15 protein-coding genes and 2 tRNA genes are annotated in these 17,627 nt (G+C 40.7%); 16 read left to right on the plus strand and 1 reads right to left on the minus strand.

All coding sequences use genetic code 11. The features are described 5' to 3' along the window. The first annotated feature begins 151 nt into the window (after positions 1-151). The 5 genes from PULV_RS16655 (at position 152) to PULV_RS16675 (ending at position 3,913) form a co-directional block, all read left to right on the plus strand. A tRNA-Gly gene (locus PULV_RS16655) sits at positions 152-227 on the plus strand. A gap of 120 nt (positions 228-347) precedes the next feature. Further along, a tRNA-Gly gene (locus PULV_RS16660) sits at positions 348-423 on the plus strand. Between the two features lie 112 nt (positions 424-535). Further along, a complete protein-coding gene (locus PULV_RS16665) occupies positions 536-733 on the plus strand; it encodes a DUF1289 domain-containing protein (RefSeq protein WP_086744495.1) in 198 nt (65 codons plus the stop codon). Then, on the plus strand, positions 705-2,693 hold the full coding sequence (locus tag PULV_RS16670) for a hybrid sensor histidine kinase/response regulator (protein WP_193332292.1): 1,989 nt from the start codon (positions 705-707) through the stop codon (positions 2,691-2,693). Before PULV_RS16665 ends, PULV_RS16670 begins: the two co-directional genes overlap by 29 nt. 98 nt (positions 2,694-2,791) lie before the next feature. Further along, the gene (locus PULV_RS16675; protein WP_086744251.1) at positions 2,792-3,913 is read left to right on the plus strand and encodes a response regulator; all 1,122 of its coding nucleotides are present in this window, start codon (positions 2,792-2,794) and stop codon (positions 3,911-3,913) included. A gap of 7 nt (positions 3,914-3,920) precedes the next feature. On the opposite strand, the gene queG is transcribed toward PULV_RS16675, so the two are convergent. Beyond that, the gene (queG, locus tag PULV_RS16680; RefSeq protein ID WP_193332293.1) at positions 3,921-5,048 is read right to left on the minus strand and encodes a tRNA epoxyqueuosine(34) reductase QueG; all 1,128 of its coding nucleotides are present in this window, start codon (positions 5,046-5,048) and stop codon (positions 3,921-3,923) included. Positions 5,049-5,059: 11 nt separating this feature from the next. Between queG and PULV_RS16685 the strand changes: the two genes are divergently transcribed. The 11 genes from PULV_RS16685 to PULV_RS16735 all read left to right on the plus strand — a co-directional run bounded on the left by PULV_RS16685 (position 5,060) and on the right by PULV_RS16735 (position 17,600). Continuing rightward, complete coding sequence (locus PULV_RS16685) at positions 5,060-6,568, plus strand: NAD(P)H-hydrate dehydratase (RefSeq protein ID WP_193332294.1); 1,509 nt, start codon at positions 5,060-5,062, stop codon at positions 6,566-6,568. 10 nt (positions 6,569-6,578) lie between these two features. After that, entirely contained in the window at positions 6,579-7,049 is a 471-nt protein-coding gene (gene tsaE, locus PULV_RS16690) for a tRNA (adenosine(37)-N6)-threonylcarbamoyltransferase complex ATPase subunit type 1 TsaE (protein WP_086744254.1), read from the plus strand. Next, complete coding sequence (locus tag PULV_RS16695) at positions 7,039-8,394, plus strand: N-acetylmuramoyl-L-alanine amidase (protein WP_193332295.1); 1,356 nt, start codon at positions 7,039-7,041, stop codon at positions 8,392-8,394. Before tsaE ends, PULV_RS16695 begins: the two co-directional genes overlap by 11 nt. A 10-nt stretch (positions 8,395-8,404) precedes the next feature. Next, positions 8,405-10,225, plus strand: a complete 1,821-nt coding sequence (mutL, locus tag PULV_RS16700; protein WP_193332296.1) for a DNA mismatch repair endonuclease MutL — start codon at positions 8,405-8,407, stop codon at positions 10,223-10,225. After that, on the plus strand, positions 10,222-11,139 hold the full coding sequence (gene miaA / locus PULV_RS16705) for a tRNA (adenosine(37)-N6)-dimethylallyltransferase MiaA (RefSeq protein WP_193332297.1): 918 nt from the start codon (positions 10,222-10,224) through the stop codon (positions 11,137-11,139). The genes mutL and miaA overlap by 4 nt, the downstream gene beginning before the upstream one ends. 81 nt (positions 11,140-11,220) lie before the next feature. Beyond that, a complete protein-coding gene (gene hfq / locus PULV_RS16710) occupies positions 11,221-11,487 on the plus strand; it encodes an RNA chaperone Hfq (RefSeq protein ID WP_086744258.1) in 267 nt (88 codons plus the stop codon). A gap of 16 nt (positions 11,488-11,503) precedes the next feature. Continuing rightward, positions 11,504-12,802 carry a ribosome rescue GTPase HflX gene (gene hflX, locus PULV_RS16715; RefSeq protein ID WP_193332298.1) on the plus strand — a complete coding sequence of 433 codons (1,299 nt, stop codon included), beginning with the start codon at positions 11,504-11,506 and terminating at the stop codon, positions 12,800-12,802. 81 nt (positions 12,803-12,883) lie between these two features. Then, positions 12,884-14,062, plus strand: coding sequence for an FtsH protease activity modulator HflK (hflK, locus tag PULV_RS16720; protein ID WP_086744260.1), 1,179 nt, complete (start codon positions 12,884-12,886; stop codon positions 14,060-14,062). A 6-nt stretch (positions 14,063-14,068) separates the two neighbouring features. Then, entirely contained in the window at positions 14,069-14,947 is an 879-nt protein-coding gene (gene hflC, locus PULV_RS16725) for a protease modulator HflC (RefSeq protein ID WP_086744261.1), read from the plus strand. A gap of 526 nt (positions 14,948-15,473) precedes the next feature. Continuing rightward, complete coding sequence (locus PULV_RS16730) at positions 15,474-16,790, plus strand: adenylosuccinate synthase (protein WP_086744262.1); 1,317 nt, start codon at positions 15,474-15,476, stop codon at positions 16,788-16,790. A gap of 198 nt (positions 16,791-16,988) precedes the next feature. Next, entirely contained in the window at positions 16,989-17,600 is a 612-nt protein-coding gene (locus tag PULV_RS16735) for a tetratricopeptide repeat protein (protein ID WP_193332299.1), read from the plus strand. The last annotated feature ends 27 nt before the right edge of the window (positions 17,601-17,627 follow it).

Genomic DNA, 17,627 nt, shown 5'->3' on the forward strand with positions numbered 1-17,627 from the left:
TCAGTTGCCAGAATGTTAGACGCAACCTAAGGTTCTAAGTAAGAATTGAAATTACTAACTATTTTATGAAGCGGCACTAGCTCAGTTGCCGGAATGTTAGACGCAACCTAAGGTTGTGCTCCAACGGTAAAATAACTGGCTATTTTGTGACGCGGCACTAGCTCAGTTGGTAGAGCGCAACCTTGCCAAGGTTGAGGTCACGAGTTCGAGCCTCGTGTGCCGCTCCAAGTTCTAAGTAAGAATAAAAACTACTGACTATTTTACAAAACGGCACTAGTTCAGTTGCCAGAATGTTAGACGCAACCTAAGGTTGTGCTCCAACGGTAAAATCACTGACTATCTATGACGCGGCACTAGCTCAGTTGGTAGAGCGCAACCTTGCCAAGGTTGAGGTCACGAGTTCGAGCCTCGTGTGCCGCTCCAATCTCTTTGTCTTTTATTCCTTGATATAACCACCTTATTGATTTTATCACCCCATCTCAATTTATCGCTTCTCGCACTATACTTTACATATTTCCTCCTTATTCTTGAATCGATGGCCATAAAAAATCCTTGTATTCAAAACTGTTGCTTAGATCCCAATGATAGGTGTTTGGGTTGCTTTCGTACGCTTTGTGAAATTTTAGCCTGGCGAGCCATGAGCGATCAGGAAAAACAGGCTACGCTAATACTATGCAATCAGCGCAAAGTGGAACAAAGCGAATATGTTAAAAAGGATATTAATAGTCGATAACTCGAGTGTGTTAGCCATGAGAGTTAAGGCATTGTTAGAATTGATTGGTTGCGAGGCAGTGTTATGCCACTTTAGTGAGGTAGAAAAAATTCTCTTAGAGCAATCTTTTGAGATGATTGCCATTGCTCACGGTATTCCGATTACTTTAATCGAGCAAATTAAACCTTTTTTAAAATCAGTTCCAACGCTATTAATTGCGCCTAATAGCCAAGGGGGAACTGTGATAGATTCTTTCTCGGATATTTATCGGCTTTTACCTGACTCTCAAGTGATCTATCCCTTTTATGATAACAAAGAGTTAATTGGTATTTTAGAAGGGCAGTTAATGATGAATGAAGATGAGGTTGAAATTTTGCTTCCTCGGATTTTATTGGTCGATAGTGAGTTAGATAAATTAGCTGAGTTAGAAACTGCATTAAAGGGAGCGCATATAGATGTTGTTACAGCGACCTCACTGAAAGAAGCAATAGAGCAATCGATTGCTTATAAGATAGATATATTAATTTCTGACTTTAATTTGCCTCATTGCAGCGGTATTGATGTTTATCGAAAAGTGAAAGGGATTAATCCTGACTGTCGGTGTCTATTGATTACCTCTGAAGCTCTTCAAAGTACTTTGATTGAGGCAATCCGTATTGGTGTTGATGATGTTTTAGAGAAACCGCTGGATCAGAGCTTGTTGCTGCAGTCTGTCCATAAAATGTGGCAAACTGAATTACTAAAACGCAATAACACTGAGCTTGTTGAGCGCCTCCAAGATACCGTTGACGCATTAATTGAAAAAGATAGTTTGTTACGTGTTATTTATAAAAATACCCCTGATGGAATTATTTTATTTCAAAAATCAGGAAAAGTTTTAGAAGCGAATGATTCTTGTAGCTCACTATTTTCGGTAGAGCGAGATAAGTTAGTCGGCCATTCAATGTATGATCTGATTGATCGAGATTCAGTTAATGAGATCCAAGATGCAATAGCAATGGCTTTGCATAATAAACAATTTCATTGTGATTTAAGTGTCACAAATAATTTAGGGACAGTTATCCCTTTGGCTGGTTCCTTTAGTGAAATAGATTTTCATGGCGAGTCAGCATTTGCTGCTGTTCTTAAGGATGTTTCCCACCTTAAACATAAAGAAGATCTGTTGCGTGAAGCGAAAGCTTTACTTGAGCATAAGGTTCAAAGCCGTACCGCAGAACTACAAGCCGCAAAAGAACAGGCCGAAATGGCTAATCAAAGTAAGTCTGAATTTTTAGCTAATATGTCCCATGAACTCAGAACGCCGATGCATTCTATTTTGAGTTTTTCTCAGTTTGGCTTGGAAAAACTATCGAAAGAGCCTATTCCTGTCGACAAACTAGAAAAGTACTTGTCTCGGATTGAGACCAGTGGTCAGCGATTACTTTCTTTGCTTAATAACTTACTCGATCTCTCTAAATTGGATGCAGGTCAATTCCCCTTTAATCCGAGTAAACAAGAAATCCTCAGCATTATCAGAACGGGTATCGAAGATGTCTCTGGTAGCGCCTTGTCTAAAAGTATTCAAATTAGGTTAAATGAAAGTGATTTCTCATCGTGCTATTTAGAGTGTGATGCATCACATATTAATCAGATTATTCGGAACTTATTGGGCAACGCCATTAAGTTCAGTGACGCAAATAGTTTTATCGATGTGATTCTGCGTAAAGAGCAAAACAGTGTATTAGTGCAAATAAAGGATAGCGGTATTGGGATCCCTGATAGTGAGCTTGAGCATATTTTTGATAAATTTGCGCAAAGCTCCACCACGAATAAAGGAGCAGGGGGAACCGGTTTAGGCTTAGCAATTTGTCGTGAGTTTGTTAGCTTGCACCATGGCAAAATTTGGGCGCAAAATAATTCTGATAAAGGGGCCTCTATTTTTATCTCTTTACCAATCAATACAACAAATCAAACATTAAGTAGTGAAATCTTAATGTCTTGACTACGCTTATAAAAAGACTGCGTGTTAAGAGCAAAAGGTAACAAAAGGCTTTATTTTGTTAACTCGATTATTTGATACAAGGAACCTGTGGGGGAAGTATGTCAAAACACATAATTTTAGCAGTAGATGATGAGCCTTTTAATTTAGAGATTATTGAAGAAATTTTAGAAGATGATTACCAACTCCATTTTGCATCAAATGGACCTGAATGTTTAAGCGTTGTTGAAGGTATTGCCCCCGAAGTGATTTTGCTTGATGTCAGTATGCCAGATATGGATGGGTATGAGGTCTGTCGACAACTCAAAAGTAATCCAGCAACCGCTGATATCATGGTGATGTTTGTATCTGCTCGCGGCACCATTGAAGAGCGGATTGAAGGGTATAATGTTGGTGCTGAAGATTATATTGTTAAGCCATTTGCAAAAGAAGAAATCAAAGCCAAGCTCAACTCTTTATTTAAGGTGATTGAAGAGCGCAAACAATTAGAACGTCAGGTTGAAGATGCAACAGAAACTGCTTTCAACGCCATGACCAACAGCAGTGAGATGGGTAATATTGTTCAATACATTGAAAATATTGGCCACCTTGAAGATCCTGCTGATTTAGCTAAAGCATTAATTCAGTGTATTAAAGGGTTTTCCCTTAAGTCTTGTATTGCCTTTCGTTACAACGATAAAGTGACTCACTTTAGCTCGGAAGGTGCTTGTTCACCCATGGTAATAGAGCTATTTGAGCTGTTGTACTGTAAAGGGCGCTTATACGAGTTTCCCCCAAGAATATTAGTGAATTATCCAAAAATTAGTTTATTAATCTTAAATCTACCGATGAATGATCCTGAAAAATTAGGTCGAATCCGTGATCATATTTGTTTTATTGTCAGTGTCACTGAGCAACAGCTAGATGCTATTTTAACTAAGCGTAAATTACAGTATCAAAAAATGCAGTTACAACGCGCATTTTCTCTTGTGCGTGATAAATTCGAAGACTTAGTGGGGGTTCTGAATCTCAGCCATGAAATGAATGAAGCGATTTTTAGAGATCTGCAGGATGAATTTGAAATGCGGATCCCTCATATGGGGTTGGATGACGATCAAGAGCAATACATTTATAAAAAAGTCGATGACACTATTCTACGTTCAGTGGCTCGGGAAGATTTATTGACAGATGTTAAGCGCGCTTTTTTTGACATCGAACAAGACTTACAGCAGATGCTTGAATAACGCTCAGTTAAGCATCTCTGGGTAAGCCTTTTTCAATCGCTTTGATTAAACGCTGTGTTTTTTTATTTTGCTCGCGTTTTCTTAATTGCTCGGAAATGGCCCATTCAATATGTTCGCTCACTAACGGTGATGCATTAAGATTGGCCTCTTTAAGTGTAGAGATGATGTGTTCATTGAAAGAGGCATTACCTAAACCAACCGCTAGATTTCTTAACCAACGTTGATGACCAATTCTGCGAATAGCACTGCCTTCGGTATTTTTTAAAAATGTGGCTTCATCCCATGAAAAAAGCTCAATTAACTCTTTATCTTTTAATTGTTTACGAGCATGAAAATCATCTTCAGCAGTCAGTTGCCCATAGCGATTCCATGGACAAATAAGTTGGCAATCATCACAGCCATAAACACGATTACCAATCAAAGGACGAAACTCAATTGGAATGGCTCCTTGTAACTCGATAGTTAAATAAGATATGCATCGCCTCGCATCCACAACATATGGCTCAACAATTGCGTTAGTTGGGCATAGCTTTATACAAGCGACACAGCTGCCGCACTTTTCTTCGACAGGTCCATCGATTGGTAAAGGCAGATCAATGAATAACTCTCCTAAGAAAAACCACGAGCCGGCTTCTTGATTCAAAATTAAGCTGTGCTTACCTGTCCAACCTAATCCTGATTTTTCTGCTAATTGTCTTTCTAAAACCGGAGCGGAATCAACGAATGGACGAAAACCAAATTGCCCAACTTGCTGTTCAATGCGTTCTCCTAGTTTCTTAAGACGATTGCGCATAAGTTTATGGTAGTCGCGCCCAAGGGCGTATCGGCTAATGTAGGCTTTGTCTGTATTTTTGAGATTTTTTGCAAAACTGGCATCGGGTGGCAGGTAGTTCATTCTAACGCAAATCACTCGTTGTGTGCCTGGAACTAGTTCAGCTGGTCGTGCGCGCTTCATACCATGCGCGGCCATATACTCCATTTCACCATGGTAACCAAGTGCTAACCAGCGCTTAAGTTGGCTTTCGTGCTCACTTAAGTTGATATCACTGATGGCAACTTGATCAAAGCCAAGCTCGGTGCCCCATTGCTTAATTTGTAGAGCTAGTTCAGGATAGTTAATATTCGGTGCAGTCACAGATGAGCCATATGAAAAAAATGTACACTGATAATTTACCACAAATCGCCTATGCAGCGGAACAAGTTCAGCAGCATGAAGCTCAAGTTGCCAATACATGCGGCATTGCGATGTTTGATTTAATGAAGCAAGCAGGGTTGGCTGTTTATCAGGTTATCGGTGACGTTTACCCAAATGCATCACGGATCTTAATTTTTACTGGTGCAGGAAATAATGCCGGTGATGGCTACATTGTTGCTGACTTGGCGTTGATGGATAATTACCAAGTCACGGTTGTGGCACTTAAAGCTCCTGAATGTTTAACAGGAGACGCAAAACGTGCATTTGAATTATTTTCTCGTCATCAGCACGCGCCGATAAGTTGGCACGCGTTTATTAATGATTCTGCTGCGGATTATGATGTTGTCATTGATGCAATGTTGGGAACTGGCTTTTCGGGACCTCTCAAAGACTCTTTCAGTAATGCATGCGCTTGGGTTAATAAACAACATAACATACCTGTTATTGCTGTTGATGTGCCTACAGGCGTTAATGCCAATTCTAGTCAGGTATGTGAGCAGGCTATTTTCGCTGACGTTACAGTTAGTTTTATCGCCTTAAAACAAGGTTTGCTGACTGGTTTGGCAAAAGAACATGTTGGGCAGTTATTGTTTGCTGGTTTAGGTATCGATGATACTTTTTCAATAACCATACCCACAGCGATTACCTTTAAACGCCTCTCATACCTTAAAGAGGCTTTGGCAAAAAGAAGCCTCAGCACGTACAAAAACCAGTTAGGTCATGTGTTATGTATTGGTGGAAATCTTGGGATGGCCGGTGCAATTCGTTTATCTGCAGAAGCTGCATTACGCAGTGGGGCTGGGCTGGTAAGTGTAGCGACACACCCTGAAAATTGCGCGCTAGTTCAACAAGGCCGCTATGAATTAATGGTTCATGGCATGCGTTCACCCAATGAAATAACTCAGTTGATTGCAAAAGCTTCAGTGATAGTTATAGGGCCTGGATTAGGACAAGATGAGTGGTCGCGAGCATTGTTTAAAATAGTACTTAACAAAGCCTCAGTGCCGGTTATTATTGATGCTGATGGTTTGAACTTACTTGCATCATTGCAGTCAACGTCATTACCAAAAGGGTCTGTTTTGACTCCGCACCAAGGGGAAATGAAGCGTCTTTTGAGTGCAACAAAAAATCAATGGTGTGAAGATCGCTTTGATTGCGTACGGACATTGGCCAAAATGTATCAGGCTGTTGCGATTTACAAAGGCCCAGGGACCTTGGTTTGTGAACAAGATCGTATAAATATCAATCAAACAGGTTCTGCTGCGTTAGCGAGTGCTGGGATGGGTGATGTGTTATCTGGTATTATTGCCGGATTAATTGCTCAAAAAATGAATGCGTTTGAAGCCACTCAGTTGGCTGTTGCAATTCATGGGGCGGCAGCTCAGAATATTGAACACTTAGGTTCGCGCGGTTTGTTGGCGAGTGACTTATTTCCTGAGATTAGACGCCTGATTGGCTAGAGAGATGAACATGTATAAATTTGAATGTGGCCTCAAAAACGAAGAAGCCACTGTTGCTATGGGCGCAATGCTTGCCAATGTGTTGGGTGATGGTGCGGTTGTGTTCTTACATGGTGATTTAGGTGCCGGAAAAACAACGCTAACCCGTGGCATTATTCAAGGCTTTGGGCATCAGGGAAAAGTTAAAAGTCCAACATATACGATTGTTGAGCCTTACGAGTTAGCAGAGCATAATATTTATCACTTTGATTTGTATCGATTAGCGGATCCGGAAGAGCTCGAATTCATGGGAATTAGAGATTATTTTGCAAGCTCAGCTATATGTTTGATTGAATGGCCTGAAAAAGGTGGCTTATTGCTTGCTGAACCTGATTTACAGATCACCCTTGAGTATGTTGATGAACAACGAAAAATCAGTATCATGGGTAGTACAGAGAAAGGTCAATCTATTGTTGCTAAACTAAAAACATATGCAAGTTAACATACTAAAAATAATTATTTCGTGCCTTTGCTTACTGTTTGTTTGCAGTTTTCCTGCGCATGCAACAAAACAAAATGAGATCACCAGTGTTCGAGTCTGGCCTTCTCCACAAAGTACCCGAGTTGTCTTTGATCTTCAACAAAAGCCTGAATTTAGCTATTTCATGCTAAAAAACCCGTTACGGTTGGTTGTCGATTTTAAAGAAACAAAACAAGACCAAGTATTGCCTCAGGTAACGGGGGAGCACTCGGTCATTTCAAAAATTAGATATAGTAAACCGAAGAAAAAGGGTTGGGTGCGGATTGTATTAGAGCTCAATCAGTCGGTAAAACCAGTCTTATTTGCCCTCGCGCCAACAGAGCCGTATACCGACAGATTGGTTGTTGATTTATATGGTAAAAACCCAGAGAAAAAAACCACACCAGCAATAGCTAAAAATCGTGATATTAGTGGCGATCGTGACATTGTTATTGCTGTTGTTGCTGGCCATGGTGGTGAAGATCCGGGTTCTATCGGTCCGTCTGGCACGTATGAGAAAACCATTACCTTACAAATAGCAAAGCGGTTGGCTGCGCTTATCGACAAACAACCCGGTATGAAAGCGGTGTTGCCTCGAACCGGTGATTATTATGTCAAACTCAATACTCGTTCTGAGCGTGCTAGGCAGCACAAAGCTGATTTTTTAATTTCTATCCACGCTGATGCATTTGTGACGCCTCAGCCAAGTGGTGCGTCAGTGTTCGTATTATCTCTTCGTCGGGCTAATACTGAAACAGCGAAATGGATTGAGGATAGCGAAAAACAATCTGAGTTACTCGGTGGTGCAGCTGATGTAATAAAAGATACTCAAAATGAAAAGTATTTAGCGCAAGCCTTGCTTGATATGTCGATGGATCACTCCATGAGAACTGGGATGCAAGTCGCTGATGAAGTGACCAAAGAGCTTGCTAAAGTCACTAAAATGCATAAAAAAAGGCCACAAGCAGCAAGCCTTGCGGTGCTTAAGTCTCCCGATATCCCCTCTATTTTGGTTGAGACTGGGTTTATTTCTAACCCTCAAGAAGAGCGGCTGTTGAAGACGCGAGAGCATCAAGATAAATTAGCCAAAGCCGTGTTTAAAGCGGTGCGCTCTCACTTTGAGAAAAATCCTCCAGATGATTCATTGTTTGCAAAACTCAAAGCGCAAAAACCTAGAGAAAACAGTGTTCACAAAGTACGTTCAGGAGAATCTCTTAGCGTGCTTGCCAATCAATATGGTGTTTCTGTGGCGCAAATTAAGCAAGCGAATAACTTGAAAACGAACCGCCTGTTAATCGGCCAAACTCTCACTATTCCAAGAAGCTAAATTAATTAAAATGAGCATTCAAATATTACCCGCACGCTTGGCAAACCAAATCGCTGCGGGTGAAGTGGTTGAGCGACCAGCTTCGGTTGTCAAAGAGTTGGTTGAAAATAGTTTAGATGCCGGTGCGACTCGTATCCAAATTGATATTGAGCGGGGAGGGCATAAGCTCATCCGTATTCGTGATAATGGCTCTGGTATCGATAAAGATGAACTTACTTTGGCGTTATCACGTCATGCAACGAGTAAACTAAAAACCCTTGATGACCTTGAAAACATTTGTTCTTTAGGATTTCGTGGTGAGGCGTTAGCTTCGATTAGTTCAGTATCACGTTTAAGTTTAAGCTCAAAACCAGCGCATCAAGAAGATGCGTGGCAAGCGCAAGCTGAAGGTCGAGATATGGCTGTCACAGTCAAACCTGTCGCGCATCCGAATGGCACAACCATTGAAGTGGTGGATCTCTTTTTTAATACCCCAGCTCGACGAAAGTTTTTAAGAACTGAAAAAACAGAATTTAATCATATTGATGAATTATTAAAACGAATTGCATTGAGTCGTTTTGATGTGTCAATTAGCTTGAAACATAATGGCAAAATGGTTCGCCAGTATCGACCCGTACAGAATGAAAACGATACGATAAAACGTGTTGCACAAGTAGCGGGGAAAGACTTTTTAGCGCATGCATCTTTTCTTGAATCTGGTGATGAGCAATTAAATATTCACGGTTGGATTTTACCCTCAGGGATGGCGACTGAGCCACAGTACACATACGTAAATGGACGAATGATGCGTGATAAGCTTATTTTGCACGCAATCCGACAAGCTTTTGAAGAAGTATGCCCCAATCAATCTATACCAGCTTTTGTTTTATACCTGACAATCGATCCGCGTCAAGTGGATGTGAATGTTCATCCGGCAAAGCATGAAGTGCGTTTTCATCAAGCAAGGTTGATTCACGATTTTATTTTACAAGCAGTCAAACAAGCTGCAGAGCCAACAATAACTGGACTGAATATTGCGCTACCTGATGATGTGGCTATTGATGAATACCGACAGAGTCATTCTGACAGCCTTGCGCTTTGTGAGCCTAATCATCAAGTGAGTCAAGGCTCCTACCAGCCACGCCCACAATCTTCGGGTGCAAGTTATCAACCGAGAAGCATCTCACAAGATGCAAAAGTTCAGCAGTATACTGCGAATGCTTTTTATCAAGGGGTGGCAGAGCAACGCGCCCAACATTTTGATCAACCAATCGTGGTGACAAATGAAGATTCGCCTGAGGCTCCTTGCTCGAGTAAAGAAGTGCAATATTTAACTTTGGAGCAGGGCCGATGTGTTTTGAAGCACCAAGGTGATGTGTACTTGTCTCATTTAAGAAATATTTTGCCTGATTATTGGCAGGCTGAGTTAGAGCAAAAAGGAGAGTTGGAGGGGAAGTCGCTGCTGCTTCCCGTTCGCGTGAGCGTGTCTGAAGATAACGCTACGTTATTAGCTAATAATTTATCTTGGCTGACAATTTTAGGCTATGAACTCATTATTCAAACGCACTATGTGATGATCAAAAAATTACCACCTTGCGTATATTCAGTGGATGTTAACCAAGTCGCTGATAAATTGATTCTTATTTGCCAACAAAAGTTAACAAATATCGAACAGTGGTTAACGTGGCAAGCAAGCTGGTGTCACCCAAGGTTCTTTAATGGGCAGCAAAATGCTTCCTTATACCAATTTCTTATTAATAAACCACAAATGAACGCGCTTCTTTTTGAAAAAGCCGTTAAAATAGATCTTACTGATTTTATAGAGCAATTAGAGCGGAACAGCATCAATTGAAGCGTTTACCAGTCATTTTTTTAATGGGCCCAACGGCCGCAGGAAAAACTGATTTAGCCATTAGTTTATGTCAACATTTAAATACTGAAATCATCAGTGTTGATTCTGCGTTGATTTACCGTAACATGGATATCGGTACAGCTAAGCCAACTCAGCAAGAACTTGCTGTAGCGCCACACCGCTTAATTGATATTTTAGATGCGAAAGAAAGCTATTCGGTGGCTGACTTTAGGCAAGATGCTCTGAATCATATAGAACAATTGCACCAACAAGGAAAAATCCCAGTGTTGGTGGGCGGCACTATGATGTACTTTAAGGCTTTATTAGAGGGAATTTCACCGTTACCTGAAGCAGATCCTGAGATTCGTGCCCAGCTGGAGCAAGAAGCCCAAAAAGAAGGCTGGCCTGCGCTGCATCAGCAATTACAAGAAATTGACCCTGTGGCTGCTGAGCGAATTAAGCCTAATGATTCACAGCGAATTAATCGCGCTTTAGAAGTGTATCGTATAACGGGTAAGCCAATGACTGAGTTACAAAAAGTGAAGTCTGCGCCTCTGCCTTTTGATGTTTTCCAATTTGCGATAGCCCCTAAAGATCGCAGTGTATTGCATCAGCGAATTGAAAAAAGATTTAAAATGATGCTCGATCAGGGCTTTGAATCTGAAGTAAAAGCCTTATATCAAAGAGGTGACCTGACAACTACTTTGCCATCAATTCGTTGTGTTGGTTATCGTCAAATGTGGGATTACCTAGACGGCTTAGTTGAGTACGATGATATGGTATTTCGTGGCATCGCAGCGACCCGTCAATTAGCAAAAAGACAGCTAACTTGGTTACGCAGTTGGCAAGACGTAACTTGGCTTGATTCTGGAGCTGAAGAAAACTTGCAACGTGTGTTAAGTTCGCTAAGCTAATAAAGAGATTGTAGTAAAACTAGTTGAAATCTTTACAGATTAATAATTATATAAAAACACCTAAATCGAAGGAAAATAACAATGGCAAAGGGCCAATCTCTACAAGACCCATTTTTGAATGCGCTACGTCGCGAGCGTATTCCTGTCTCAATTTACTTAGTTAATGGTATTAAACTACAAGGTAAAATTCAGTCTTTTGATCAGTTTGTAATTTTGCTTGAAAACACGGTAAACCAAATGGTTTACAAACATGCCATCTCTACAGTTGTACCAGCTCGAGCGATTAATTTTCACGCTCAACCTGAGGATGCTGCGTCAACTGATAGTGAAGATGACGGCAATTTTTAATTTAGGAGCATAATGCTTGTTTGACCGTTATGAAACTGGTGAGCAGGCTGTCTTAGTCCATATAGAGTTTCCAAAAGAAGGAGATCGTGAAGATCTTCAAGAACTCGAAATGTTAGTTTCTTCTGCAGGTGTAAGTAGTTTGGCGGTTGTGCAAGGCAGCCGTCAATCGCCTCATCCGAAGTTTTTTGTCGGAACAGGTAAAGCTGAAGAGATTGCTGAGATTGTCCAAATCAACCAAGCTGATGTTGTAATATTTAATCACGAACTTTCACCCTCTCAAGAACGAAATTTAGAGCGAATTTGTCAGTGTCGTGTACTCGACAGAACAACACTTATTTTGGATATTTTTGCTCAACGAGCTCGAACCCATGAAGGTAAACTTCAAGTTGAATTGGCACAGTTGCGTCATATTTCGACTCGTTTGATTCGTGGCTGGACGCATTTAGAGCGTCAGAAAGGCGGGATTGGCTTACGTGGCCCTGGTGAAACCCAACTTGAAACCGACCGTCGTTTGATTCGAGAAAAAATCAAAAGTATTTTAAAGCGCTTAGATAAAGTATCAAAGCAACGAGAACAGGGCCGAAGAGCGCGCAGTCGCAATGAAGTGCCGACGGTTTCGCTTGTCGGGTATACCAATGCGGGTAAATCAACCTTGTTTAATCGAGTGACTAATTCAGATGTTTATGCTGCAGATCAACTCTTTGCGACATTAGACCCGACACTACGAAAAATTGATGTTGTGGATGTGGGTAAAGTCATTATGGCTGATACCGTTGGTTTTATTCGTCATCTACCTCATGACTTGGTTGCTGCATTTAAAGCGACTTTGGTCGAAACGCGAGAAGCGGATCTGCAAATACATGTTATTGATGTTGCAGATGAGCGCCGCGAAGAAAATATTGACCAAGTCAATGATGTCTTACATGAAATAGACGCTGATGAAGTCCCGCAGTTACTCGTTTATAACAAAATTGATTTAGTTGAAGAACTCGTTCCGCGTATTGTTCGTAATGACGAAGGGCAGCCTGTCAGTGTTTGGCTTTCTGCACAGTCAGGGCAAGGGTGTGAGCTTCTTTTACAAGCAGTTAGTGAATGTTTAGCTGAAAAAATGTTAAAGTGCCGATTACGAGTCCCTGCTCGATTTGGTTCTTTACGGGGTGCATTATATAAATTGAATTGTATTCACGATGAACAATATGATGATTTGGGTAATTGTTTATTACAAATTCGATTACCGATGACAGATTGGAATCGTTTACTTAAAGATAATGGCACTGAGATAGAGAGCTTTATTATGACTGACTCATTAGCATAATTTTAACGCATTTAGGTATGATAATGGGCGTTAGTTTGATAAGTTTAACTGAATTCATTTTAATAACAATGGAGTATGGCTATGGCCTGGAACGAGCCGGGTAACAATGGCAACGAGAAAGACCCTTGGAAGAACAAAGGGGGCAAAGATCAAGGACCACCAGATTTAGATGAAGTATTTCGTAAATATGGTGATAAGTTCAACGGTTTATTTGGTGGTGGCAAGAAATCAAGCAACTCAAATGGTAACTTAAGTGGTGCCGCAATTGGGTTTGTACTGATTATTGCGATTGTAGTGTGGGCTTTAAGTGGTATTTATACCGTCAAGGAAGCAGAGCGTGGTGTTGTCCTTCGTTTTGGTCAATTCCATGATGTAGCACTGCCTGGTTTACGTTGGAAAATGACTTTTATCGACCGCATTATTCCTGTTGATGTTGAAGCTGTGCGCTCTTTATCTGCCTCTGGTTTCATGTTAACTGAAGATGAAAATGTGGTGAGTGTCGAGTTTGTGGTGCAGTACCGAGTGACCGAACCGCGCAATTACTTGTTCAGTGTAACCGATGCCGATCATAGTCTTCAGCAAGCACTTGATAGTGCGCTACGTTATGTTGTTGGTCATGCCCGCATGGATCAAATTCTAACGCGCGGTCGTGAAGTGATTCGTCAACAAACGTGGGATGAGCTTAATAAGATTATCGAGCCTTATAATTTAGGTCTCGTACTTACTGACGTTAACTTTAAAGATGCTCGTCCACCTCTTGAAGTGAAAGATGCATTTGATGATGCAATTGCGGCGCAAGAAGATGAACAGCGCTTTATCCGTGAAGCTGAGGCTTATGCAAGAGAAATCGAACCACGTGCGCGCGGTCAGGTGACTCGTATGACTCAAGAAGCTGAAGGTTATAAAGAGCGTGTGACACTCGAAGCACAAGGTGAAATAGCTCGTTTTGAGAAATTATTGCCTCAGTATCAAGCTGCTAAAGAAGTCACTCGTAAACGTTTATATATCGAAGCGATGGAATCTGTTTTAGGCAACAGCTCAAAAGTGCTTATTGATGTTGAAGGAGGCAATAACATGATGTATTTGCCACTAGATAAAATCATGCAGCAAACTCAAAGCTCAACAAATACGCCAGCGCAGTTGCCTAGTTCAACGGATATTCAAAATTTGAGAACACAAATGAATAACACGTTAGGTAACAGCCAAGTGAATAGCACTATCGATCGTTTTAAATCTGATCGCTATTCAAATGGGAGATAAGAATAGATGAAAAATTTTAGCTTAGTTGCATTATTTACGTGCGTTATTCTGTCTTTTTCTGCTGTTTTCGTGGTGTTTGAAGGCCAACAAGCGATTGTACTTCAGTTCAGTAAAGTGAAGAAAGACAGTGATGATACGGCCGTGGTTTATGGTCCTGGTCTGCACTTCAAAGTTCCTTTTATTACTGAAGTGAGAAAATTAGATGCGCGTATTCAAACGTTAGATGGTGCACCTGATCGTTTCGTGACCAGCGAGAAAAAAGACTTAATCGTTGATTCATTTGTTAAGTGGCGCATTAATGATTTTAGCTCTTTTTACTTAAGAACACGTGGTGACTTGCAGTACGCAGAAACACTCCTAAAGCAAAAAGTAAATAATGGTTTAAGAACTAATTTTGGTTCGCGTACTATTAAAGAAATTGTCTCTGGAGAGCGCAGTGCATTAATGAAAGATGCATTGGTTCAAGCGTCTGAAAGTGCCAGTGAGTTGGGTATTGAAGTGCTCGATGTGCGAGTGAAGCAAATCAACTTACCGACAGAAGTCAGTAACTCGATTTACCAACGTATGCGTGCTGAACGTACTGCTGTGGCAAAAGAGCATCGCTCTGAAGGTAAAGAGAAAGCTGAGACTATCCGTGCAGGCGTAGATCGCAGAGTGACCGTTTTACTTGCTGAAGCTGAGCGTAATGCGCGTATTGTTCGTGGTGAAGGTGATGCTGAAGCCGCGAATATTTATGCTTCTGCATACTCTAAAGATGCTGAATTTTATAGCTTCTTACGAAGCCTCGATGCATACAAAGCAACATTCAATAGTAAGAATGATGTGATGGTGCTTGGCACTGAAAGTGAATTCTTCGATGCAATGAAGAGCACTAAAACTCAGTAGTCGCAGATAACAAATTAGAGCCTCGCATTAGCGGGGCTTTTTTTTGAGCAGATAATGCTCATCAACCTGAACTCAAGATAATAAATCTATTTACATTGGCTTTTACAACGAAACGATAGATATGTTGAATTGACGTGAAGCTTGCCTTGTTTTCTCTAAAACTCTTCGACTGAAGAGCTTTTCAATTGTTATGTTATTAAATCAATGTATTTGTGGCTTTGTTGATCAAGGGGTAGGTTAATCAATCCTGAATTATTGTAAGAGCAGAATGTTTTACGATGAGGTCGGATTTTTTGTGTAGATAAATCCTCGAGCGGTTGATTGTTTTTTGTTTTGCAAATAAAGAATTGATATTCCTCTTTGTGAAAAAATGAACAAATCAGTCTGATAAAAAGAGATGATTTTTTTAAATTGCCCTTGAATCAATAGTTTTTAGCTTAAAGATGAAAAAAGCGCCAAAACAGGGTGATCTTTACCTATGATTTCTGGTAAAATCTGCCCCTAATTTTTTCTAAGTGAATTTACAATGGGTAAAAACGTCGTTGTATTAGGCACCCAATGGGGTGATGAAGGTAAAGGTAAGGTTGTAGACTTACTGACAGACAAAGCATCTTTGGTTGTTCGTTATCAAGGTGGTCACAATGCAGGTCACACACTGGTAATTAACGGTGAAAAAACAGTATTACATCTAATTCCATCAGGTGTTTTACGCGATAACGTGAAATGTGTTATCGGTAATGGTGTTGTATTAGCACCTGATGCGTTAATGAAAGAAATCGGCATGTTAGAAGAGCGTGGTGTTCCAGTTCGTGAACGCTTGCTAATCAGTGAAGCTTGCCCATTAATTCTTCCTTTCCATGTAGCGCTTGATGTTGCTCGTGAGAAAGCGCGTGGTGATAAGCCAATCGGCACAACAGGTCGTGGTATTGGTCCTGCGTACGAAGATAAAGTTGCTCGTCGTGGCTTACGTGTTGGTGATTTATTCAACCCTCAACAATTTTCTGACAAGCTTAAAGAAGTTTTGGAATACCATAACTTTACGCTTGAGCATTATTACAAAGTTGAGCCTGTTGATTTCCAAAAAACGTATGACGATGCGATGGCCGTTGCTGACATCTTAAAAGCTATGGTTGTTGATGTTACTGAGTTGCTTGATCAAACGCGTAAAGCAGGCGAAAGTATTTTATTTGAAGGTGCGCAAGGTACATTACTTGACATCGATCACGGTACATATCCATATGTAACGTCTTCAAATACAACTGCTGGCGGTGTTGCTACAGGTGCTGGTTTTGGACCGTTGCACTTAGATTATGTGTTAGGTATTGCTAAAGCTTATGCGACTCGTGTTGGTTCTGGCCCATTTCCTACAGAGCTTTATGATGGCCTTGATAAGCAAGATCCAGTCGGTAAGCACTTAGGTGAAAAAGGCCATGAATTTGGTGCAACAACTGGGCGTTTACGTCGTACAGGTTGGTTCGATGCTGTTGCAATGCGTCGTGCAGTACAAATCAACAGTGTGTCAGGGTTTTGTTTAACTAAGTTAGATGTGTTAGATGGCTTAGAAACAATTAAGATCTGTACAGGTTATCAGTTAGAAGATGGCACAGTTACAGATGTAACTCCTCTTGCTGCTGAAGGTTATGAGAAAGTAACACCAGTATATGAAGAGATGCCTGGCTGGACTGAAAACACTTTTGGTGCAACAACGGTTGAACAATTGCCAAAAGCGGCGATTGATTACATCAAGCGTATTGAAGAAATCACTGGTGTTCCAGTTGATATCATTTCAACAGGTCCAGATCGTGTTGAAACAATGATTTTACGTAATCCATTTAGTGCATAATAGCTAATAGGTTTTATGTTGTAAAAAAAGCTGCCTTTTGGCAGCTTTTTTATTGCCTGTCATATTGTAAATAAGCGTGTTAGAACTTCTATCGGTTGGATTTTGATGTTCATACATAAATAAACTGCAGGCTGGCTCATTTCTTGAATAATATTTCGTGTGCATCGAATGTGGAATCAATAAGACGTAAAACTGACTATGAAAAAATTTGCTTTATTATTTTGCTGTTTATGGCCGTTGTTCGCAAAAGCAGCTGCGCCCCTTGAAGCCGTTCAGCTTTATACTCAAGATGAATTGCTGGCACTGATCAAAAAAAATGCGCATCTGAGCCGTGTAAAACTAGATGATTGCCAATTGGTTCAGGATATTGAAGCGCGCGCAATAAAAATGGGCATTCCGGCATATCAATTTTTATTTGGTGATATGTTAGCTTTTGGCGTCTGTATCGATAAAGATGCTGAGCGCGGTATTTATTACATGCGCTTGGCTGCTGAACAAGGTTTGGCAGAAGCCCTTGAGCAAATGGGACGTTATTATCACCTTGGGCGATTTGTGCAAAGAGATTTAACGCAAGCCATTGTGTTTTTAAGAGAAGCAGCAGCACTTGGCAATTTAAATGCCCAGCTCAGACTCGTTGATTTATTTAATCAAGGAATTGGCAGCCCGGCTGATTACGAAGATGCTTACCGTTGGTTGTTTCATTCGATCATTGCAGATAAAAAAGTGCATCAACAAGCTCAAACTGCACTGGCATTATTAGCACAAAAAATGCCAGCAAGTGTTATTGAACGGGCGAGAAAGCCCATTTAATATGATTGAATCACTGTAAAAATAATT

Source organism: Pseudoalteromonas ulvae UL12, assembly GCF_014925405.1.
Classification (GTDB): Bacteria; Pseudomonadota; Gammaproteobacteria; order Enterobacterales; family Alteromonadaceae; genus Pseudoalteromonas; species Pseudoalteromonas ulvae.